Source organism: Paenibacillus hebaui (assembly GCF_051934385.1).
GTDB lineage: Bacteria > Bacillota > Bacilli > Paenibacillales > Paenibacillaceae > Paenibacillus.
In genome coordinates this window covers 6479408-6500456 of sequence record NZ_CP196836.1, presented here as the reverse complement: position 1 = coordinate 6500456, position 21049 = coordinate 6479408, and the positions used below count along the sequence as shown (strand labels likewise).

Genomic DNA, 21049 nt, shown 5'->3' with positions numbered 1-21049 from the left:
AGAATGACTTAGTCTTAAGGGGATGAAGTATATCACTTTAAAAAATGGTATTAATATAATTGAATACTATACCGATGTTGAGAAACTAAATGTACTTAGAAATGAAATGCTTGGACTGAGTCGTGAGTATGAAATATTTAGTTATATTAACATCTTGGCTGAATTCATTATTGGAAGCCAGAAATACTTAATGTATCTGGAGTTCGAACAACTAACGGATAGGGTCACTACATTTATTGAGTATTGCAACGGTGAGTATACTCAAGAAGAAATGATTTCATTATATCAAGGAGTTCTATTTAAATGCAGTGAGTTTTATCAAGTTCTAAAAAATCAACATCCAATCAATATATATTTTTTAGGGCAAGATGATGAAAATATTATAACCCAATGTTTAATGAAGAAAATACAGTATTTAAAGGGTTCTTCTCAAATGATAAAAATTCATTACCTTTTTTAAAGAGAATAGTAGAGAAACAAGAGGACGAATATCATGTTTTAATTCAAAATGTGGATGATGTAAGTGAAGAATTAGTTGGTTTGTTATCTGATTTTGACGAAGTCATTAGTTATAAAAAATTGGTCCAAGAACTGATTAGCAATTTTGTGAATAAGAAATATTATAGTAATTATGACTACTACTATTTATCTAAAAATATGAAGAGAAATACTGATTCAGAAATTTTAGCAGCTGGATCGTCTTATTCAATGTTTGGAATTAGTGAAAGAAGCTTTGGTAAAAGTGTTCTAAATTTGTCTCTTGCTTCCCAAGATCTTTACTATAGTCATAAAATCGTAAAAGAGGCCTTGAAGTATAATCGGAATATTAAATACTGTATCATAGGTATGTCCTACTACAGTTTTCACTATGATTTATCCAGAAGTAAAAAAGAAGCTGAAAAAAGGATTAACAAGGTTTATTATCCTATTTTTAAGGATTCTCACCATTTCGAAGTAAAAGAAAGTTTTACCTTATCTGATATGAATTTTGATGATAATAACCTAAGTTTTTTATATCATTTTATCTTCAATAAAATAAAATTAGACCAAACTATTGTTGATGCAGTAATTGTACACGATTCATACTTTAATAATAATATTAACAGAGAATTATTCAGCTTACTCGGAAAAGTTAGATTGGAGGATATGGATCTGCCGCAAAAGGTAGCAGTAGGTCAACAAAGAGCAGAACAACATAATCAGTTATTAGTCCATAATAAAACTGTAGAAGAAAATACTAATGTGTTGAGAAATCTTATTAATTATTTAAACGAAAAAAGGATAACCCCTATCATTGTGGCGTTCCCTGCTACGGAATATTACCAAAATTTCATTAATCCCGAATTTAAGACTGTTTTCTATGACGTCATGAATAGTCTGGCTGATACACACATGTTTAAGTTAGTTGATTTCTTTCATTCAGATGACTTTGTTGAGTCTGATTTTTTAGATATGGACCATCTAAATGAAAAGGGTGCTGTTAAAGTTACCAATATGCTGAATATAGTATTAAATAGCCTCAATAAACTATTATAGTTTTAAATTCTTCACAATATACTTTAAACAACCGATAAAATAATAAATAGGCAATCGGGAGGTTGGAAGAATGAATCTGCAATTTTCTGTTTCAACGAATCAGATGAATGGACAGGCGCACGGTGTGTCTCAAAGTAGTGAAGGTTACACTACTGGTAACAAAACAATTGAATCATTATTAACTGCTATTAAAAGTGGATCTGCTTTAGCTAAATTGGAGCAGCAGGGGGTCGCTATTCCTCTTGGAGAAGAGCAGCTGATTCGTGCTATAGACCGCGCAGTCAAAGCTCTTCAGGGACCCACAACGACCTTGGAAATGAGTGTCCATGAGAAAACACGTCAGATCCTAGTTAAGGTTGTGAACAAAGAAACTGGCGAATTGATCCGTGAAATTCCACCTGAGAAAACGCTTGACCTTGTGGCTAACATGATGGAAATTGCCGGGATACTTATAGATGAAAAAGTATAAGGGGGTACTACTATGCGTATAAATGGATTTTCTGGTATGGATATAGATAGTATGGTGACATCACTGATGACTGCAAAAAGATTACCGTTAAACAAATTAACTCAACAAAAACAAATTTTAGAATGGACACGTGATAGTTATCGTGAGTTAAACAGTAAGATTGTTCAACTTAGTGATAAATTGCAGAAAATGAACCGTTCGGAAGCGATGAATACACAACAATCTACAGTTACAGGGAATACAACTGCTGTTAAAGCCGATGCCAATGCTGACGCCAGCAGTATACCGATGTCTGTAGTGGTTAGTAAGTTAGCAACGAAGTCTAGTATGCAAACCGCGAGCGGACTAACAACGGCTGGCACTACTCCAACAGATGCTACTAAAAAGACTACATTGGAGCAAATTGCAGGCAGTGGCGCATCAGGTACGTATGAACTAAATATTAACGATAAAACGATAACATTTCTTAAAACAGATACAATTGAAGCGGTAATCGGACGTATTAATTCGGAGAATGCTAACGTATCAGCGAGTTTTGATGAAATTAGCGGTAAGTTTTCAATTACAGCTAAAGATTATGGGACAAATAATAATATTAAACTGACCGGCGCTGATAAGCAGCCTAAAGATAGTACGCTAATGGACTTATTCGGAATTACCAGTGCTAATGTAAAAGTAGCTGAAGCAGGTGAGGTTACTGTTACCAATACAACCGACAATAGTACTAAGACTTACAAACCGGATGGAGATTCTATCAATGTAAATGGTGTAAAGCTTACGTTACTTGAAACAACAGGAATTACAGGACCAGCCAAAATCACAACGCAATCAGACCCTGCCAAAGCAATGGAGACTATTAAGTCTTTCGTTGAAACGTATAATGAACTATTGGGTTTGATGAATACTAAGATGGGCGAACAAAAGTATCGTGATTTTCCGCCATTAACAGCGGATCAGAAAAAAGATATGAAGGAAGAAGAGATCAAGCAATGGGAAGAGAAGGCAAAGAGCGGCCTTCTGAAAAATGACTCTATACTGAGTTCCGCGGTTTCCTCGATGCGTATGGTAATCGTAGGGAAATTAGGCGACTTAAGTGCCATCGGCATAACGACTGGGCAATATTATGAAAATGGTAAGCTGAAAATTGATGAAACTAAATTAAAAGCTGCACTGACAACTAATCCTGAGAAAGTTGTGAGTATATTTCAGGGTTCTTCTGCACTTGAAACGAATAAACCTCTCTTCAGTGAATTAAGAAGTAAGCTAAACGCTCCTTTAGAAATGTTCGTGAAAAAAGTAGGTACATCGAAAGTGGATACAGACGGCAGTTTCACTTTGAATGCTGACAGTATTATGGGCAAACAACTGAAAAATTATAACAGTCGGATTACGGAATTCGAACGTAAAATGAAAGATGCTGAGGCACGTTATTATAAACAATTTACTGCGATGGAGTCTGCGATGAGTAAATATCAATCTCAGTCTTCTAGCTTGACAAGTCTTCTACAATAGTAAAGAAAGGATGATTTAACTTGATTACATCTCCTTATGAGAAGTACAAAAATTCATCTGTGCAAACTTCCACACCAGGTCAGCTTGTCATCATGTTATATGATGGAGCAATTCGTTTTGTTAAGGCTGGCTTGGATGGAATATCTTCGAATGATTACGCTAAAGCAAATGTGAACTTAGGGAAGGCTCAAACCATTATCAGTGAGCTTATGTCTACATTGAATCGTTCTTACGATATTTCAAAAAACTTATATTCACTTTATGAATATATGAACTATTTGCTTATTCAAACGAACATCAAAAAGAAAGTGGAATCGGGTGAAGAGGTTTTGGGTTACCTTCAAGAGTTACGTGAAACGTGGATCACTGTAACTAAACAAACAGCAGGTATGTCATTACATGCTGAGTAAAACTGACATGATAGATGAAACTCTCACTCATTTAGAGCAGAAAACGCAGCAATTTATTTTACAGTTGAATGAGGTTGACTATGAAGATGTTGAGCGTTTTGTAGAGGAACGTCAGGATCATGTAGAACGACTACTCAAGATGCTTGATGAACAAGTGATTACTGTAGAACAAAAACAAATGTTGGAGCGTATTTTAAGTCACGACGCTGAGATAAACCAACGTATGCACTTCCTTAAAGAAGAAGCCAAAGATTGGCTAGTCCAACGTAGCCGAGCAAAGTCACAACGGAATGCTTATGATTCTAAATATGCACCTGATAGTTACTTGATGGACAGAAGAAAATAGTAATAATCTAAGTTTAAGCACAAATAAAGAAAAGGAGCCTTACAGACATGCTGTAGGCTCCTCTTCTTTATTTGTATCCATCTTTATTGTGATGATCAATATATATTCGTAAAATCGATCAAATCGTCTTCTTCCTCATAATTAAATACCAATGTGTGTTTCCCCAATATGTAGATCATCTCATACCCACCCGCAGCTTCGTTATAATATTCATCATAAGGTTTACCCAGCCAAAGTCTTACATTCTGGGGCGCGAGGTTTTGTTTTTCATTGTATAGTTGCAAGACCGCTATACGGGACTTGGCATTAAGCTCATGCATATAAGAATCAAAGCCTAAACCAAATTGAGGATAGTAATAAAAAGCTCCCCATTCCCCGTTTCCACGAGATTCAGGTTTGTTTAACTTGCTCTGTACCGACTTGAGAGTCATTCCAATCTTGATGTCGGATCGGCCTGGTAACATTCCCTTTGATGCAGCGGTTTTAAGGCTTTCCAAGTAGGCACGGTCTCCCATTCCGGAGTTAGGCCAAGAGGATTGATCAAGATATCGCGTATCGTTTAGACACAGCTCCAGCTTGCTGGCATTTAACTTAAACGTGTCGACTGCATATTTGAATTGCAGGTTGTTATAATATTTGAATTGTACTCTGGAGCCTGACAAACTGCGGATGCCATTATTTCTTGAGGCCCAGTAAGAGTCGGAAATCTTTTTTCCTTTGATGTCGGTGAATTTTAACGGTTGCAACACGCCTGAGCGGATAATAAAAGTTTGCACCTCATTAAAATTGGAAGTACCCCAATCAGTAAGCATTAACATGTCAGGTGTGCCTTTTTCCTTACTTCTAATGGTGTAATTCCAGGTCTGAGGCAAAATAATAGTCTTAATGGATAATTTGGCGGTTTGGACAGTGCCGTACTTGGCACCTTTTTTCAGAAGTGCTGCACGATACGTGCCGGAATAACTTTTGTCACCTGCTTTATTGTTTGTCCAGCCATTAGGCTCTGTAAGGGTGGACTTCTGTTCATCATCTGCGAAAATGTAGACAGTATAGGGTGTCTGATTTGCATCCCTTAACGTGAAAGAAAGACGGCTATTACTCTGTAGTTGCTCGGCTGAAATTTGTTTTTCCTTTGCGGATGCAGTCGTGGGTATCATTAGTAATGTGCACAATGCCAAGCAGGTGAAAGCTAGTATTGCTAATGGACTCCATTTTCTGTAATACTTTGAATAAATCATGGTTGATTCTCCTCTGACTATAATAGTGAATTTATGTAATTTTAAACCACGTAAATTGTATCATGTATACCATTATCCGCACAGTAACTCACTTACAGTTTATCTATGATTAATAGTACGAAAATAGATGGTTTATCTTCCTAAAAACCTGATATATTAACAATATTCCACCATTCATCACAATCCCCAATTAATCTACAAAAAATTCCAAGAAAACATTTACGTTTCCAATTGACAATGGATAACTTTGGATGTTATCATCTGAATTGTGGGCTGAGGTTAAGGCCAAAGCTTCACTTCATTTGATGACGAAGGGAATGTTAGTGCATGCAAGGTAAAGTAAAATGGTTCAACGCAGAAAAAGGTTACGGTTTCATTGAAACTGAAGATGGCGGCGACGTATTCGTACATTTCTCCGCAATTCAAACCGAAGGATTCAAAACTTTGGAAGAAGGTCAATCCGTTGAATTCGACATCGTCGAAGGCGCGCGTGGACCGCAAGCAGCTAACGTAATCAAATTATAATCATCCGGACAATCCGACCTACATATATGGTTAGATGGTTACCAAATTGAATTAACGCTAGCATCAGACTCCGGTTTTCCGGGGTCTTTTTTTGATTTAATAGATTCATAACATATGTGTCACGAGTCAGTTGAGGAGTATGGATGTATTCATTTTACATAATAGATTGAAGAAGCCTGGAATAGGTTAATAACATCATCAAGCGCCAAATAAGACATTCCTTGCAAATAAACGATTATGCCTTAATAAGGCGAAATATCGCGGAATATGGCGTTAAGCCTACGTTGGTAGATGTGGCTGGAACAGATGTCATTATTCGGTCACCAGGAGTTTTTACATGGCGCTTACATTCATGTTATAATGAAGTGGCAAAGGAAAAAGGAGGAGTGCCCTATGAATTTAAGTATTCGAGGTCAACAAATCGAGGTTACTGATGCTTTGAAGGATTATGTCGACAAAAAGTTGAGTAGACTCGAGAAGTATTTCGATGCACCCCTTAACTCTGACGGTGCTGTTACATTGAGCACGACGAGAGGCTTGCATACGGTAGAGGTGACGATTCCTTTGAAAGGCTTTGTGCTCCGCGCAGAGGATGAGAGCGATGATATGTACGCTTCCATTGACTCCGTGGTGGACAAGTTGGAACGTCAGATTCGCAAACACAAAACAAAAGTTAACCGTAAGTTCCGCCAAGAAGGCGGCCTGAAAACGCTCTTCGTTGAAGATCCGACAGGTACAGTGGCTACCGCTGAACTGGACATGGATACGGACGATGATGATTTTGAAGTGGTACGGACAAAACGGTTTATGTTGAAGCCAATGGACGTGGAAGAGGCAATCCTCCAAATGAACATGGTCGGCCATAATTTCTTCGTATTCTCCAATATCGATAATGAAGAAGTAAGTGTTGTCTACAAACGGAACGATGGAAAATATGGTTTAATCGAACAAGGTTAATTTGGACGGACTGAACCATCGATTGAAAATGAATACTTAAGATAACCAACAAAGACAGGAACAGTAGTTCCTTTGTTGGACCTAACAAGAGCCTCCGTCCTATATGGGATGGGGCTCTTTTGTGCGTGGATGGGCGGAGAAAAGTCTCTGAAATGAATTTGTGAAACTATTCCCCATACTGTTGCGTCTAATAGATAGTAGGATCGAGATAAATCCCTGCTAGTGGAGTACAAAATTCACGTGCTCACGGAGATGTCTTACCAATATACTCATTTATTGGATATTGAGATTTTCATCCAAATTTACCACCAAAATCTGTTGAAATGGCAATTCTTACTCGGAAATTAAACTTTACATTAGAAGGCTTCCACTAACGGCTGTGATTTATCGCACGCTATCTCTATCTGAGAGGCTTTGAAACTTCAAAGAAGTGTGCCGTAGCGTGTTGCGGCGACCCTTACAAACTGTTACAATTTAGGCAAGAGAATCATTGTCCTGATGAAGAATTGTCAACGAATGATCGTTAATCATAATCAATGACAGGCACAGCACCATGAACATGATTCATAAGGCTCGGCATTCGGCTTATTTCTAATAACCGGATCCGCTGGAACACCGAATCACTTCATGAGGGAACCCTGGCAAGCCTGGAGTTGATTCATCCTATATTATTTTAATTATATCGTTTGTCACCCCCGGGAAAGTGGATGCATATCCATCCGATGGTGTCGCGTGGCGGCAACAGGGGGTCTATTCTGTTTTGCACGAAAGGGGTATACCATGCTAGGACTTGTCAAAAAGATCTTCGGCGACATGAACGAACGTGATGTTAAACGTCTGATGAAGACAGTCGATGTGATCAATAAACTGGAACCACAACTTCAGGCATTGTCTGATGACCAACTGAAAGCCAAAACGGATGAATTCCGTGCCCGTATTGAAAAGGGAGAAACTACGGATGAACTTCTTCCCGAGGCATTTGCAACCGTACGTGAGGCATCGCGTCGTGTACTTGGTAAACGCCACTATGATGTGCAGATGCTGGGAGGAATTGCCCTGCATGAAGGCCGGATTTCAGAGATGAAGACGGGTGAAGGTAAAACGCTGGTAGGAACACTTCCGGTATATCTGAACGCGCTGACGTCCAAAGGTGTGCACGTGGTCACAGTCAATGACTATTTGGCACAACGGGATAGCCAAGAAATGGGACAAATCTATGAGTTCATGGGCATGACGGTAGGGGTTAACCTGAGCGGTATGGACCATGCATTGAAACAGCATGCGTATGCATGTGATATTACGTACGGAACAAATAACGAATTTGGCTTTGACTATCTTCGTGACAATATGGTGCTCTACAAAGAGCAGATGGTACAACGTCCGCTGTTCTTCTGTATCATTGATGAAGTGGACTCCATTCTGGTCGATGAAGCACGTACACCTCTGATCATTTCTGGACAAGCCCAGAAGTCGACAGACATGTATTATGCAGCAGACCGTTTTGTGAAACGTTTGGTTCCGGAAGAAGACTTTACGGTAGACATCAAGGTGAAATCCGTAGCGTTGACTGAGGCGGGCGTGGCGAAGGCGGAGAAAGCATTTGGCATTGAAAACTTGTATGATCACGCCAATGTTACGCTGAACCATCACATTGTACAGGGATTAAAAGCGAACGTAATCATGCGTCGTGACGTGGATTATGTTGTCAGTGAAGAAGAAGTATTGATCGTGGATGAATTCACAGGCCGTCTGATGGCAGGGCGTCGTTACAGCGATGGATTGCACCAAGCGATTGAAGCCAAAGAAGGCATCGAGGTACAGAACGAGAGCATGACGCTCGCTACGATCACATTCCAGAACTATTTCCGGATGTACCGTAAGCTTGCGGGCATGACAGGTACAGCGAAGACTGAGGAAGAAGAGTTCAAAAAAATCTATGGTCTTGAAGTGCTGCAAATCCCGACCAACCGTCCAAACAAACGGGATGATATGGCTGATGTTGTTTACAAGAGCATTGATGGCAAGTTCAAGGCGGTTGTGGAAGAAATCGTGGAACGTCACAGCAAGAACCAGCCGGTTCTGGTGGGTACGGTGTCGATTGAGAACTCTGAGCGTCTTTCGGACATGCTGAAACGCCGTGGTGTACGTCACCAAGTATTGAACGCGAAATACCATGCGGAAGAAGCAGAAATTATCTCAGGTGCTGGTCAAGCAGGTGCGGTAACTATCGCAACCAACATGGCTGGACGGGGTACGGATATTATCTTGGGTGAAGGTGTTGCTGAAGTAGGCGGCCTGCATATCATCGGTACAGAGCGTCACGAATCACGCCGGATTGATAACCAGCTGCGTGGACGTGCAGGACGTCAGGGTGACCCTGGTTCTACACAGTTCTACCTGTCACTGGGTGATGAATTGATGAGACGTTTCGGTGCAGACAATGTACTGAACATGATGGAGCGTCTTGGCTTTGAAGAAGACCAACCGATCGAGAGCCGGATGATTACCCGTGCGGTAGAATCGGCACAGAAGCGTGTTGAAGGAAATAACTTTGACGTGCGTAAAGTCGTTCTTCAATATGATGACGTGATGAACCAACAACGTGAAATTATATATAAACAGCGCCGTGAGGTGCTGGAGTCCGAGAATATTAAACAGATCGTTATGGATATGATCAAGCCGTCCATTGAACGCATCGTGGAAGCTCATTGTAGTGACGATATTCCAGAAAACTGGGAATTCCAAGAGGTTGCCGATTACATGAACAGCAAATTGCTGGATGAAGGTTCGGTAACGAAGGATGACCTGTGGGGCAAGGAAGCAGAAGAGATCATCGAGTACCTGTTTGAGAAAGTACAGAACAAGTACAATGCCCGTGAAGAGCGAATCGGTGAAGAAATGGTACGTGAGTTCGAGAAAGTGGTTGTGCTCCGTGCAGTCGATAGCAAATGGATGGATCATATTGATGCGATGGATCAATTGCGTCAAGGTATCCACCTCCGCGCTTACGGCGGTACAGATCCGCTGCGTGAGTACCAGTTTGAAGGCTTCGAAATGTTCCATCAGATGATTGCTTCGATTCAGGAAGAAGTAGCTACCTATGTGATGAGAGCACAAATCGAGAGCAATCAGGAGCGTCAGGCCGTTGTTGACGAGAGTCAGATCTCAACGAGTGGCGAACCGACTGAGAAACGTCCGGTGAAAGTATCCGATCAGATCGGACGTAACGATGCATGCCCATGCGGCAGTGGTAAAAAGTTCAAACACTGTCACGGTCAAGAGTAGTTAAAGAATTATTAAATAGCATGACAAGTACGGCTCCTTGCAGCCGGGTATTCCAAATGTTCAAGTGAAGGATGCATAACCTGTCATTGGTGCATAGTTATAACTATGTGACTATGATTATGGAGAAGAGGTTTGCCGATATAATGGTGACCGAGGCTCCAGGGTGAAACATCGGAACTTGAGCTGGAGGAATACCCTGGATGCGGGGAGCTTATCTTAATGAAAAGAGGAATTGCACATGATCGATCCAAGCGTGAAGCAAGACCTGCGTGAAATAGGCAAGAAACTAACAAATCTTAGGGGGTCTCTTTGACTTAGATCTGAAGCAAGAGATGATTGGAAACTTCGAAGTGAAGATGTCCGCCCCGGATTTTTGGGACGATAGCGACAAGGCACAAGCTTTAATCGCCGAGCTAAACGCGGTGAAGGGATCTGTGGATCAATACGCGAAGCTCCAGCAGGACTATGATGATGCGGTGATGATGGCAGAGCTGGCTGACGAAGAAGGCGACGAAGACCTGGCTGCAGAGATCGGTAGAAGTGTTACAGCGATCGTGAGCAAGGTGGCAGAGTTCGAACTTCAGCTGCTCCTGAACCAGCCATATGATAAGATGAATGCCATTCTGGAGCTTCACCCTGGGGCAGGCGGTACCGAGTCGCAGGACTGGGGACAGATGCTGCTACGGATGTACACACGCTGGTCTGAGAAGCGTGGCTTCAAGGTGGAGGTACTGGATTATCTGCCAGGAGATGAGGCAGGGATCAAGAGTGTCACGCTGTCGATCAAGGGACACAATGCGTATGGATATCTGAAAGCCGAGAAGGGTGTACACCGACTTGTGCGGATTTCACCTTTTGACTCCTCAGGACGCAGACATACTTCCTTCGTATCATGTGATGTGGTTCCTGAGATTGATGATACGATTGAAGTGGACATTCGAACAGAAGATCTCAAGATCGATACGTACCGTGCGAGTGGCGCGGGTGGACAGCATATCAATACCACCGACTCAGCCGTACGGATTACCCACCTTCCAACGGGTGTGGTTGTAACGTGTCAGAATGAACGTTCACAGATCAAAAACCGTGAGCGGGCGATGACGATGCTTCGTTCAAAATTGTATGAGCGTAAAATTGAAGAACAAAAGCAGCATCTGGATGAAATCCGAGGAGATCAATCGGAAATTTCATGGGGTAGCCAGATTCGCTCCTATGTATTCCATCCCTATAGTATGGTAAAGGATCACCGTACGAGCGTGGAGACTGGAAATACAGGAGCAGTTATGGACGGCGACCTCGATGCATTCATCGACGGTTATTTGCGTAGCCAGATTAAAGTAGACACCGACTAATATAAGTTCCTGTATGGACCCGATACGTGTAGGCGTATGCTGGTGTATACAGGGGCTTTTTTTTGAGCTTACACACAAAAGGAGAGCACGATGACATGCAACAGCAACAGCAACAGCAACAGCAACAGCAACAGCATATACACAATAACCGCAAAAAGAGGCTGACCGCCCTCATCCCCCTAAATGGTCCATGGAGAAATGTGGTGGATACGTTATCCATCATTTTAGGTTCGTTTTTGATTGCGGTGGCATTTAATTTATTTCTACTTCCGAACCAGATCGCTTCTGGTGGAGTATCCGGGTTATCTATATTGGGTAAACAATGGCTGGGACTTGAGCCGGCATACACCCAGTGGGCCATTAACATTCCGCTATTGATCGCAGGTTTCCTTTTAATCGGTAAACAGTACGGTATTCGTTCTGTGCTTGGTAGTATTGTTCTGCCACTGTTTGTCTATCTTACGAAGGATTGGGCCATTCCAACGACAAATCCGCTACTTGGCTCCCTCTATGGGGGAATAGGCGTCGGTCTTGGGATCGGAATCGTATATCGGGGCAGAGGATCAACTGGGGGAATGAGCATACTCGCCAGAATCGTTCAAAAATATAGCGGACTGAGTTACTCTCTTTGTGTAGTGATTATGGATGCTACAGTCATCATTATGGCTGCTTTTGTATTGTCATTGGAACAGTCACTCTATGCCCTGATTGGGTTGTACGTTACCGGAAAAGTGATTGATGCCGTCGAGATGGGACTTGGTTACTCCAAGGTAGCTTATATTATCTCTAACCAGACCGAACCGATTACAAAGGTGATTCTGGATGATCTGGATCGTGGATTGACAAAGCTGGAGGCAAAAGGTGGATATACGGATGACCAACGTACAGTACTCATGGTGGTTGTGGGGCAAAATGAGGTGCCGAGACTGAAAGCACTGATCCGGTCCGTAGACCCGGGGGCTTTTGTCATTATAAGCAATGCACATGAAGTGCTCGGCGAAGGCTTCAAACGGGAACATTCTTAATTGCATAAAAAAAGCAGGGACATTCTTCACCAGACATAACTGGAAAGGACGTTCCTGCTTTTGATTTTTATTTTTCTTTTGACCGATAATCATCATTAGCGTATCACTTTATTTATAGAATCGGAGACAGCAGGCGGGAGATCGCTTCTTTGAAGCGGATTTTCAAACTGCGTTTGTTGTATTCGTCCAACGTCATTTCCCGGGATACATTGAGGTCATGCTCAAAGGTATGCACAAGTGCTGTTGCAATCGTCTCATCATACATAAATGCATTAACTTCAAAGTTCAGCCGGAAACTCCGATAGTCGATATTGGCGGTGCCCACCGATGCAATCATACTGTCAACAATGAGCGTTTTGGCATGTATGAAGCCATTATCATAGATAAATACTTTGGCTCCCACCTTTAACAGCTCACCGATATAAGATAGCGTAGCCCAATATACGAAGGCGTGATCCGGTTTATTGGGAATCATAATGCGCACATCGATGCCTGACAGGCACGCCAGACGGATAGCTTCGAATACACTGGAATCCGGGATAAAATAAGGCGTCTGAATCAGTATGGAGTGTTTGGCCCCATTAATCATTTTCAGATAACTGTTCTTGATGTGCTCTATCTCTGCATCCGGTCCACTGGAGACAATCTGCATGGCAGTCGTTCCTGTGCCTTCAATAGGAGGGAAATGTGCTGGAATATAAGGTGTGTCATGCTGCTTGGACGCTTCATTCCAATCCAGTAGGAAACGCGTCTGGAGAGCGTGAACGGCATTTCCCCGAATACGCAGATGGGTATCGCGCCAATAACCGAACTTCGAGTTCAAACCGAGGTATTCATCACCTACATTGAACCCGCCTGTATAACCGAGATTGCCATCGATAATGACAATTTTGCGGTGGTTTCGATAGTTCATACGCAAGTTAATCAGACTGAATTTGGATGGGAAAAAGACTTCAACCAATCCGCCTGCTTCGCGGAGTTCTTTGAAAAAGCGTTTCGATACCCGCCGAGATCCGAGCGCATCGTACAGCAGGCGGACTTTGACGCCTTCCTGTGCTTTGCGGATGAGAGCATCCCGGATTCTTTTGCCGAGTCGGTCGCCTCTATAGATGTAGTATTGCACGTGAACATGATCCTGCGCTGCTTCGATATCATCGAGTAACCGTTGGAATTTGTCCGTTCCGTCCGTGATAATCTCAACAGCATTATCTTCTGTTAGGAGAGCATCGTTCTGCTTCAGGTTCATATAGATCATGTCCTGGCTGCTCTCTGTTGCTTGGTTACGGAAAGGGTTTCGGTTGTCATGCAATTGCTCAATCTGGGCAGCAATACGTTCTTCAAGCCCGAGTTTCTTGCGTTCTTTCCACTGGAAAAGACGATAGCGGGTCAGATTTTGTCCTGTTAATAGATAAAGTACAAACCCGAACACCGGAATAAAGTTTAAGACGAGCAGCCAAGCCCAGGATGCACTGGCATCCTTTCGTTCGAAGAATACGACCGCTGCAGCGAAAATAATATTCAGGCCCAGGAGTACAACAAGTAAGATGGATTCGATATGCACTATAGTCCCCCATGTCTCATAATGATCCTCATGAATCCATTCAAAAACCTTTCATCGTGCCCATTAGTTATGAATTAGACTCTGGTGTGTAATGTTTCCTATTATACGTATTTTAACAGAAGTATTCGGGTTCGTCCGCAGATGTTGGAAAGTTATGTTCGAGATCAATGAAAATCCAAGTAAAATTGATAGTAGAGTGTTGTATTTATATAACCATAGTCGTATAATAATACACAAATATGCATATAAGCGACGGAATAACTGTGTGACGCCTCTATCTGGGCAGAAGCATAGTATAAGTAGCGCATACAACAGGATTGGGGGAGCGAGAGTGAATAACAAATTAAAAGTGGCAATCGTCGGTTCCACCGGCTACGGCGGGGTGGAGCTGATTCGTTTTTTACAGAACCATCCGCAGGTTGAAATCACGTCGGTGATCTCTTCATCCAGCAGTGGTGAGTCCATCGCAGATGGATTCCCGCATTTGACGGGCGTGATTCATAGGCCACTTGACGGAGTAGACCCGGCAGAGATCGCAAGTCGTGCAGATCTGGTGTTCACAGCAACCCCATCCGGTGTAAGTGCAAAGCTCGTTCCAAGCCTGCTCGAAGCAGGGCTTAAGGTCGTTGATCTATCTGGAGACTTCAGACTGAAGGATGGAACGGTGTACGAAGAGTGGTATAAACATCCTGCTCCTGCTGCCCAATTGCTAGAACAGGCGGTGTACGGTATGGCAGAGTTGTATGGAGACGAAGTGAAAGGCAAGAACTTTATTTCCAACCCAGGCTGTTACCCAACGGCTACGCTACTCGGATTGATTCCAGCTGTCGAAGCGGGATGGATTGATGCTTCCAGCATCATTATTGATGCCAAATCGGGTGTATCCGGAGCAGGACGCGGAACAAGTCTGACGAATCATTATGCAGAGATGAATGAGAATTTCAAAGCTTATAAATTGAACAAACATCAACATATTCCAGAGATTGAGCAAGTGCTTGGCAATATTACCGGGTCTCCTGTTGCAGTTACCTTTACAACACACCTGGTACCGATGACGCGTGGAATCATGAGCACGATGTATGCCAGCTTAATCGGGGAACATAGTGATCGGGAAATCATTGATTTGTACCGTAAATATTATGAGAATCGGCCTTTCGTACGTGTGCGTGAGCCGGGAATCTGGCCTTCCACGAAGGAAGTATACGGATCCAACTATTGTGATATCGGATTTGCGGTTGACCCTCGCACAGGACGTTTGACGATTATTTCGGTTATTGACAACTTGGTGAAGGGTGCTTCTGGGCAAGCGATTCAAAATATGAACCTGATGATGGGATGGGAGGAAAACCTCGGGCTGAACATGACACCGGTATATCCGTAAAGTTGGAATCTGGGAGGAGCGCTGAGGCGTGATTCCGGAGCCATCTGGGGAGGGTCGGATCAGGTAAAGCAAGCGGATCATCGGCATGCAGCCGAACGCATACGGGGGATAATATATGGAAACGAATGTGAAGCAACAGGCTTTTACCATAGTTGAGAACGGAACGATTGTAACCCCACTCGGGTTCACTGCTGGCGGACTGCACTGCGGGTTGAAAAAAACATCACGCAATGACATCGGAGCGATTCGCTGTGAAGTGCCGGCTAGTGCAGCTGCGGTGTATACAACGAATGTATTCCAGGCGGCACCACTCAAGGTAACACGTGAGAGCTTGAGCAACGGACGTCTCCAAGCCGTTATCGTAAACAGTGGGAACGCCAATGCATGTACGGGGCAGCAGGGTGAAGAGGATGCCTACGCGATGCGTACGGCGGCTGCACGTGAGTTGGGAGTAGCGGAAGAGGATGTCGCTGTCGCTTCCACTGGTGTTATTGGTGAACTGCTGAAGATGGACGCTGTACACTCGGGTATTACCGCACTTCCGGCGCAATTGGGAAATGAGGCTGTCGCGGCTGAGCAATTTTCACAAGCCATTCTAACTACCGATTTGGTGAAAAAAGAAGCCTGCGTCTCCGTTGAGGTGAACGGTAAAACGATTACGATTGCAGGTGCAGCCAAAGGATCGGGCATGATCCATCCGAATATGGCGACCATGCTGGCCTTCATGACCTCTGATGCGGTCATTGGCGCAGAAGCGTTGCAGCACCTGCTGCGCCAAGCGACCAACCATACATTTAACATGATTACGGTGGATGGAGATACGAGTACAAACGACATGCTGGTAGCCATGTCCAGTGGGTTGGCAGGAAATGAAGAATTGACCATGGAGCATCCAGATTGGGAAGCTTTTGCTGCAGGATTCACCTATGTGTGCCAAGTACTGGCGAAAGCCATTGCGCGTGATGGCGAAGGAGCAACCAAGCTGGTTGAGGTAGCCGTTACGGGTGCGGTAAGTGATGAGTCCGCACAGGCTATTGCCAAGACCGTCATTGGGTCGAGTCTGGTGAAATCCGCCATGTTCGGTGCCGATGCCAACTGGGGACGCATTATTGCAGCCGTAGGGCGTGCTGGACAGCCGGTGAACCCGGAGACGGTCGATATCCGCCTGGGAGATATTTCGGTACTCGCACAGTCTCGTCCGGTTGTGTTTGACGAAGAGGTGGCTTTGGCGTATTTACAGACCGATACCGTACGCATTGTGGTTGATCTGAACCACGGCGAAGGAACAGCCATCGCATGGGGCTGTGACCTGACGTATGACTATGTACGAATTAACGCGGCATACCGCACGTAATAAGCAACTTTTAATATTTACACGGTAACGGAGAATGCAGAACCAATCTGAAGAAGCGAAGCGTGCGCCTTTATCCCCGGATTTTACCCTTTGAATAAGGGATCAAAAAAATCTGGGGATAACAGCGATCGAAAGATGGTACTGCAGTCGAAGTGGTGGAGTGTAACGATCTACAGTTCATTATAAGTAAATACGAAAGGAGTGCCCTCATGAATTCAACATTGCAGAATGAGAGTGCCGGAACTGAAACAGGTGCCGAGAAGCAGACGTTTGTCATGAAATGCGGAGGCAGTACGCTGGCGGCATTGCCTGAATCCTTTTTTGCAGATCTGCGTGACTTGCAGTCTCAGGGTGCTCAGCCTGTGATCGTGCATGGTGGCGGCCCGGCGATCTCGGATAATTTGGCGAAGCTTGGCATTGAGACTGAGTTCGTGAACGGATTGCGCAAAACGACGGAACCCGTGCTTGATGTGGTAGAGATGGTGCTTGCCGGAAGTATTAACAAACAGATTGTACGCCTGATTCAACGTGTTGGTGGACGTGCACTTGGTTTATCCGGTGTGGACGGTGGTCTGATCCAGGCGAAACCTGTTTCAAACCATGCAGAGATCGGCTGGGTAGGCGATGTAACTGATGTCAAAGCGGAGATTATTCAAGGCATTGTGGACATGGGCTATATGCCAGTTATTGCGCCGGTTGGCGTCGATGCATCCGGGCAGCGCTATAACATCAATGCGGATACAGCCGCAGGTGCAGTTGCGTCCCATCTTGGAGTTAGCCGGATGATCGTAGTCACGGATGTTCCTGGCATCATGAAAAACGTGGGCGGCGAGAAAAAAGTAATGCCATCTGTCTCCGTGCAGGAGGTCGAGGATATGATTCAGACCGGGGAAATCTATGGCGGCATGATTCCAAAGGTGCGTGCAGCTATCGCCTGCATTCATGGCAAGGTGCGTGAGGTCGTCATCGTAGACGGCAGCGAACCAAAGATCCTGAGCCGTGTGCTTGGCGGAGAAACGATCGGAACCCGAATCATCCGTATGCAGTAATTGACTTGGGTCCTATACAAGATATAAAAAATATACGCACGGCTTTTTTTATAAGAGATCTAATATTACACAATAACGTAGAGTGCAGAACCAATCTGAAGAAACGAAGTGCTCGCCTTTATCCCCTGATTTTTACCTTAAGATAATTAATCAAAGAAATCCGGGGATAACAGCGATCGGAAGATGGTTCTACAATCGGAGTGGTCTAGTGTAAATCAGGGTTCTTATATGATTGCCCGTGTACCAACAAATAAGGAGTGAATGGTGATGGCAAAAGGCAACGAACAGCCAGGTTCTGGCACAGCAGTAGCGGGCGAAGCAGCGACAAATGCAGCGGGGCAGACGGAAAGCTCTCTTTTCCAAACGTATGCGCGTTATCCAATCAGTCTGGTCAAGGGTAAAGGCAGCTGGTTATGGGATGATCAGGGCAACCGTTATCTCGATTTCATGTGCGGATTGGCTGTAACAAGCCTGGGCCATGCACCGGAGAAAGTTGGAGCTAAGCTGAAAGCTCAGATTGATGAGCTGTGGCATGTATCTAACCTGTTCCAGATTCCGGGTCAGGAACGTGCAGCAGCTTTGCTGACCGAAAACACATGTGCAGACGCCGTATTCTTTTGCAACAGCGGTGCAGAGGCGAATGAAGCGGCTATCAAACTGGCTCGTCGTTATCACCAGAAGGTGAAAGGCACAGGTCGTTACGAAGTCATCACATTTGCACAGTCCTTCCACGGACGGACGCTTGCCACCTTAACAGCGACCGGGCAGGATAAGGTGAAAGAAGGGTTTTTGCCATTGCCGGCAGGATTTACTACAGTACCTTTGCATGACACGGCTGCACTTGAAGCGGCGATTGGTCCCAACACAGCGGCTATTATGCTGGAAATGGTGCAGGCAGAGGGTGGCGTTTATCCGGTCAAACCAGATTTTGTCCACCACGTTCGGAAACTGTGTGAAGAGCATGGACTGCTGCTGATTGTTGACGAAGTGCAGACAGGAATGGGACGTACAGGCAAGTTGTTTGCACATGAGCACTATGGCATTGAACCGGATATTTTCACCGTTGCCAAAGGCATCGGCAGTGGTTTCCCTGTGGGCGCAATGCTCGGCAAAGGGTATCTGAAGGACGCTTTTACGGCAGGCAGCCATGCGACGACGTTTGGCGGTACACCACTAGCTTCCTCCGTTGTGATTGCAACGATTGAAACGATGCTGGAAGATCATTTGCCAGAGCGTGCAGCCGAGATGGGTGAATACCTGATGAGTGCCCTGCGGAATCGTTTGGCAGGCAATTCCTTTGTGAAGGAAGTTCGGGGTATGGGACTGCTTGTCGGAATCGAATGTGCAGAAGCGATAGGCGAGATTGTGCTCGCTGGGCAAAAACGAGGTATTTTGTTTGTATCCGCTGGACCGAATGTTATTCGTCTGCTTCCGAATCTATATGTAAGCAAGGAAGAGATCGACGAGGCGGTTTCCCTCGTAGCGACATTGATTGAAGAGCATGTAGCGACCAAGAAATCCTGATACCAAACGAAGGCTAAACGATATATGTTCAACTAAACATTTACACGATAATGGAGAGTTCAGAAATAGTCTAAAGAAGCGAAGCGTTCGCTTTTATCCAGTGTAACTATTTATTAGTTGAAATAATGATACGTGCATTCGCGTTCAGCGATAATCGGAGTTAACATGTTTAACCTGCAAAAGGCAGGAAGCTTTCTGTCTCGGGGCCTCTAGCGGCCTCGAAGCAGAACAAGATGATGAATCCCTGTAGCCGTGCGGTGAACCTGCGGAAGATGGAAGATGGACTTGAACAGTCTGGGTGGCAAGATCTCAAACTTCAGCTCACTTCTGCCCATGCGGGTGCAGGGAACCGGAAATAAGGAGGACTTTATTAACATGACAGCACAACAGACGGAAAAGATTCAGAAGATTGATCTGAGAGGCCGCGATTTCATCGAGTTTACGGACTATACGGCAGAGGAAATTCGCTACTTGCTTGATCTGGCGATTGAGATTAAGGGCAAGCAAAAAAACGGAGTACCCTTTCAGCCGCTGAAAGGCAAAACGATCGGACTTATTTTTGAAAAATCATCCACACGTACGCGTGTATCCTTTGAAGTCGGTATGTTCCAATTGGGCGGGCATGCGCTCTTCCTGAGCAAAAACGATATCCAACTCGGTCGCGGAGAAACGACACATGATACGGCCAAAGTATTGTCTCGTTACCTGGACGGCATCATGATCCGTACCTTTGGACACCATAATGTGATTGAACTGGCAGAGCATGCTAACGTTCCTGTCATTAATGGCCTGAGCGATGCAGCGCACCCATGCCAGGTACTCGCCGACTTCCAAACGGTGCTGGAACACAAAGGCAAGCTGGCTGGCCTGAAAATGGCTTACGTCGGAGATGGAAACAACATGGCGCACTCCCTTATGCTGGGTGCAGCAAAGATGGGCATACACGTTGCAGTAGCCACTCCGAAAGGATATGAGCCTGACAGCGTAGTTGTGGAACAGGCACGCAGCATTGCACAAGAGAGCGGTTCACAGGTGACTGTAACGTACAGTGCACAGGAAGCTGTGAAAGATGCAGATATCGTGTACACGGATGTGTGGGCGAGCATGGGCTTTGAAGAGGAACAGAAGATTCGTGAGCAGGCATTTGCCGCATATCAGGTGAACGAGGAATTAATGAAAGGCGCGAAGCCGGACTATATGTTCCTGCACTGCCTGCCAGCGCACCGCGGAGAAGAAGTGAGTGCAGGTGTAATTGACGGACCGAACTCGCTGATCTTTGATCAGGCGGAGAACCGGTTGCATGCACAGAAAGCATTAATGGCTGCGTTAATGAGCGAATAAGAAGCGGATTGCCTGAATGGGTTGATTTTAAGCGCAAATTTCGCGATGATAGATTCATCTATTTTTACTCTAAAAAAACAAGGTAACCAGGAGCATACACAAAAACGGAGAGACAGAAGAGACCTGAAGAAGCGAAGCGTGCGCCTGAAAGCTTTCTGAAAGAAAGCTGCATCGAAAGCATACA

General features: G+C 44.4%; 19 protein-coding genes. 17 read left to right on the top strand and 2 right to left on the bottom strand.

The window, feature by feature from the left end; translation table 11 throughout:
- Positions 1 to 22 precede the first annotated feature (22 nt).
- The 6 genes from ACR32F_RS29300 (at position 23) to ACR32F_RS29275 (ending at position 4273) form a co-directional block, all read left to right on the top strand.
- On the top strand, positions 23 to 460 hold the full coding sequence (locus ACR32F_RS29300; protein ID WP_440113460.1) for a hypothetical protein: 438 nt from the start codon (positions 23 to 25) through the stop codon (positions 458 to 460).
- A complete protein-coding gene (locus ACR32F_RS29295) occupies positions 391 to 1536 on the top strand; it encodes a hypothetical protein (RefSeq protein WP_440113457.1) in 1146 nt (381 codons plus the stop codon). Before ACR32F_RS29300 ends, ACR32F_RS29295 begins: the two co-directional genes overlap by 70 nt.
- Before the next feature lie 70 nt (positions 1537 to 1606).
- Positions 1607 to 2005 (top strand): flagellar protein FlaG, encoded by a 399-nt coding sequence (locus ACR32F_RS29290; RefSeq protein WP_440113454.1) that lies wholly within the window; start codon positions 1607 to 1609, stop codon positions 2003 to 2005.
- A gap of 12 nt (positions 2006 to 2017) precedes the next feature.
- Entirely contained in the window at positions 2018 to 3517 is a 1500-nt protein-coding gene (gene fliD / locus ACR32F_RS29285; protein ID WP_440113451.1) for a flagellar filament capping protein FliD, read from the top strand.
- A 20-nt stretch (positions 3518 to 3537) separates the two neighbouring features.
- On the top strand, positions 3538 to 3927 hold the full coding sequence (fliS, locus tag ACR32F_RS29280; protein ID WP_440113448.1) for a flagellar export chaperone FliS: 390 nt from the start codon (positions 3538 to 3540) through the stop codon (positions 3925 to 3927).
- The gene (locus tag ACR32F_RS29275) at positions 3917 to 4273 is read left to right on the top strand and encodes a flagellar protein FliT (protein ID WP_440113445.1); all 357 of its coding nucleotides are present in this window, start codon (positions 3917 to 3919) and stop codon (positions 4271 to 4273) included. The genes fliS and ACR32F_RS29275 overlap by 11 nt, the downstream gene beginning before the upstream one ends.
- Positions 4274 to 4368: 95 nt before the next feature.
- Here the strand turns inward: ACR32F_RS29275 and ACR32F_RS29270 are convergent, their stop codons facing one another.
- A complete protein-coding gene (locus ACR32F_RS29270; RefSeq protein WP_440113442.1) occupies positions 4369 to 5511 on the bottom strand; it encodes a DUF4309 domain-containing protein in 1143 nt (380 codons plus the stop codon).
- Between the two features lie 327 nt (positions 5512 to 5838).
- Here ACR32F_RS29270 and ACR32F_RS29265 point away from each other — a divergent pair, with 327 nt between their 5' ends.
- The 5 genes from ACR32F_RS29265 to ACR32F_RS29245 all read left to right on the top strand — a co-directional run bounded on the left by ACR32F_RS29265 (position 5839) and on the right by ACR32F_RS29245 (position 12655).
- Positions 5839 to 6036, top strand: coding sequence for a cold shock domain-containing protein (locus ACR32F_RS29265; RefSeq protein WP_017691992.1), 198 nt, complete (start codon positions 5839 to 5841; stop codon positions 6034 to 6036).
- Positions 6037 to 6429: 393 nt separating this feature from the next.
- Positions 6430 to 6993 carry a ribosome hibernation-promoting factor, HPF/YfiA family gene (gene hpf, locus ACR32F_RS29260; protein ID WP_440113439.1) on the top strand — a complete coding sequence of 188 codons (564 nt, stop codon included), beginning with the start codon at positions 6430 to 6432 and terminating at the stop codon, positions 6991 to 6993.
- A 780-nt stretch (positions 6994 to 7773) separates the two neighbouring features.
- Positions 7774 to 10278 (top strand): preprotein translocase subunit SecA, encoded by a 2505-nt coding sequence (secA, locus tag ACR32F_RS29255; protein WP_440113437.1) that lies wholly within the window; start codon positions 7774 to 7776, stop codon positions 10276 to 10278.
- A gap of 238 nt (positions 10279 to 10516) precedes the next feature.
- A protein-coding gene (prfB, locus tag ACR32F_RS29250) for a peptide chain release factor 2 (protein WP_440113434.1) occupies positions 10517 to 11630 on the top strand; the annotation gives its coding sequence in 2 pieces (ribosomal slippage) (positions 10517 to 10588 and positions 10590 to 11630; 1113 coding nt in all).
- 95 nt (positions 11631 to 11725) lie between these two features.
- Entirely contained in the window at positions 11726 to 12655 is a 930-nt protein-coding gene (locus ACR32F_RS29245; RefSeq protein WP_440113431.1) for a YitT family protein, read from the top strand.
- A gap of 112 nt (positions 12656 to 12767) precedes the next feature.
- Here ACR32F_RS29245 and cls read toward each other — a convergent pair whose 3' ends face one another.
- Positions 12768 to 14216: a cardiolipin synthase gene (gene cls / locus ACR32F_RS29240; protein ID WP_440113428.1), complete on the bottom strand. Its 1449-nt coding sequence runs from the start codon at positions 14214 to 14216 to the stop codon at positions 12768 to 12770.
- Positions 14217 to 14547: 331 nt separating this feature from the next.
- On the opposite strand from cls, the gene argC reads away from it, so the two are divergent.
- The 6 genes from argC to argF all read left to right on the top strand — a co-directional run bounded on the left by argC (position 14548) and on the right by argF (position 20865).
- Complete coding sequence (argC, locus tag ACR32F_RS29235; RefSeq protein WP_440113426.1) at positions 14548 to 15597, top strand: N-acetyl-gamma-glutamyl-phosphate reductase; 1050 nt, start codon at positions 14548 to 14550, stop codon at positions 15595 to 15597.
- Between the two features lie 115 nt (positions 15598 to 15712).
- A complete protein-coding gene (gene argJ / locus ACR32F_RS29230; RefSeq protein WP_440113423.1) occupies positions 15713 to 16951 on the top strand; it encodes a bifunctional glutamate N-acetyltransferase/amino-acid acetyltransferase ArgJ in 1239 nt (412 codons plus the stop codon).
- Between the two features lie 209 nt (positions 16952 to 17160).
- Positions 17161 to 18000 carry an acetylglutamate kinase gene (argB, locus tag ACR32F_RS29225; RefSeq protein ID WP_440113420.1) on the top strand — a complete coding sequence of 280 codons (840 nt, stop codon included), beginning with the start codon at positions 17161 to 17163 and terminating at the stop codon, positions 17998 to 18000.
- Positions 18001 to 18267: 267 nt separating this feature from the next.
- On the top strand, positions 18268 to 19524 hold the full coding sequence (locus ACR32F_RS29220; protein WP_440113418.1) for an aspartate aminotransferase family protein: 1257 nt from the start codon (positions 18268 to 18270) through the stop codon (positions 19522 to 19524).
- A gap of 233 nt (positions 19525 to 19757) precedes the next feature.
- The gene (locus tag ACR32F_RS29215; RefSeq protein ID WP_440113415.1) at positions 19758 to 19883 is read left to right on the top strand and encodes a hypothetical protein; all 126 of its coding nucleotides are present in this window, start codon (positions 19758 to 19760) and stop codon (positions 19881 to 19883) included.
- 16 nt (positions 19884 to 19899) lie between these two features.
- The gene (gene argF / locus ACR32F_RS29210) at positions 19900 to 20865 is read left to right on the top strand and encodes an ornithine carbamoyltransferase (RefSeq protein WP_440113412.1); all 966 of its coding nucleotides are present in this window, start codon (positions 19900 to 19902) and stop codon (positions 20863 to 20865) included.
- Positions 20866 to 21049 lie beyond the last annotated feature (184 nt).

Bases quoted from the DNA above. Each gene is read 5' to 3' on its own strand.
- hpf (WP_440113439.1), top strand. From the start codon at position 6,430: ATGAATTTAAGTATTCGAGGTCAACAAATCGAGGTTACTGATGCTTTG.
- ACR32F_RS29275 (WP_440113445.1), top strand. From the start codon at position 3,917: ATGCTGAGTAAAACTGACATGATAGATGAAACTCTCACTCATTTAGAG.
- argF (WP_440113412.1), top strand. From the start codon at position 19,900: ATGACAGCACAACAGACGGAAAAGATTCAGAAGATTGATCTGAGAGGC.
- ACR32F_RS29290 (WP_440113454.1), top strand. From the start codon at position 1,607: ATGAATCTGCAATTTTCTGTTTCAACGAATCAGATGAATGGACAGGCG.
- ACR32F_RS29245 (WP_440113431.1), top strand. From the start codon at position 11,726: ATGCAACAGCAACAGCAACAGCAACAGCAACAGCAACAGCATATACAC.
- ACR32F_RS29220 (WP_440113418.1), top strand. From the start codon at position 18,268: ATGGCAAAAGGCAACGAACAGCCAGGTTCTGGCACAGCAGTAGCGGGC.
- ACR32F_RS29265 (WP_017691992.1), top strand. From the start codon at position 5,839: ATGCAAGGTAAAGTAAAATGGTTCAACGCAGAAAAAGGTTACGGTTTC.
- fliD (WP_440113451.1), top strand. From the start codon at position 2,018: ATGCGTATAAATGGATTTTCTGGTATGGATATAGATAGTATGGTGACA.
- ACR32F_RS29270 (WP_440113442.1), bottom strand. From the start codon at position 5,511: ATGATTTATTCAAAGTATTACAGAAAATGGAGTCCATTAGCAATACTA.
- argB (WP_440113420.1), top strand. From the start codon at position 17,161: ATGAATTCAACATTGCAGAATGAGAGTGCCGGAACTGAAACAGGTGCC.
- argJ (WP_440113423.1), top strand. From the start codon at position 15,713: ATGGAAACGAATGTGAAGCAACAGGCTTTTACCATAGTTGAGAACGGA.
- secA (WP_440113437.1), top strand. From the start codon at position 7,774: ATGCTAGGACTTGTCAAAAAGATCTTCGGCGACATGAACGAACGTGAT.
- ACR32F_RS29215 (WP_440113415.1), top strand. From the start codon at position 19,758: ATGATGAATCCCTGTAGCCGTGCGGTGAACCTGCGGAAGATGGAAGAT.
- ACR32F_RS29300 (WP_440113460.1), top strand. From the start codon at position 23: ATGAAGTATATCACTTTAAAAAATGGTATTAATATAATTGAATACTAT.
- ACR32F_RS29295 (WP_440113457.1), top strand. From the start codon at position 391: ATGTTTAATGAAGAAAATACAGTATTTAAAGGGTTCTTCTCAAATGAT.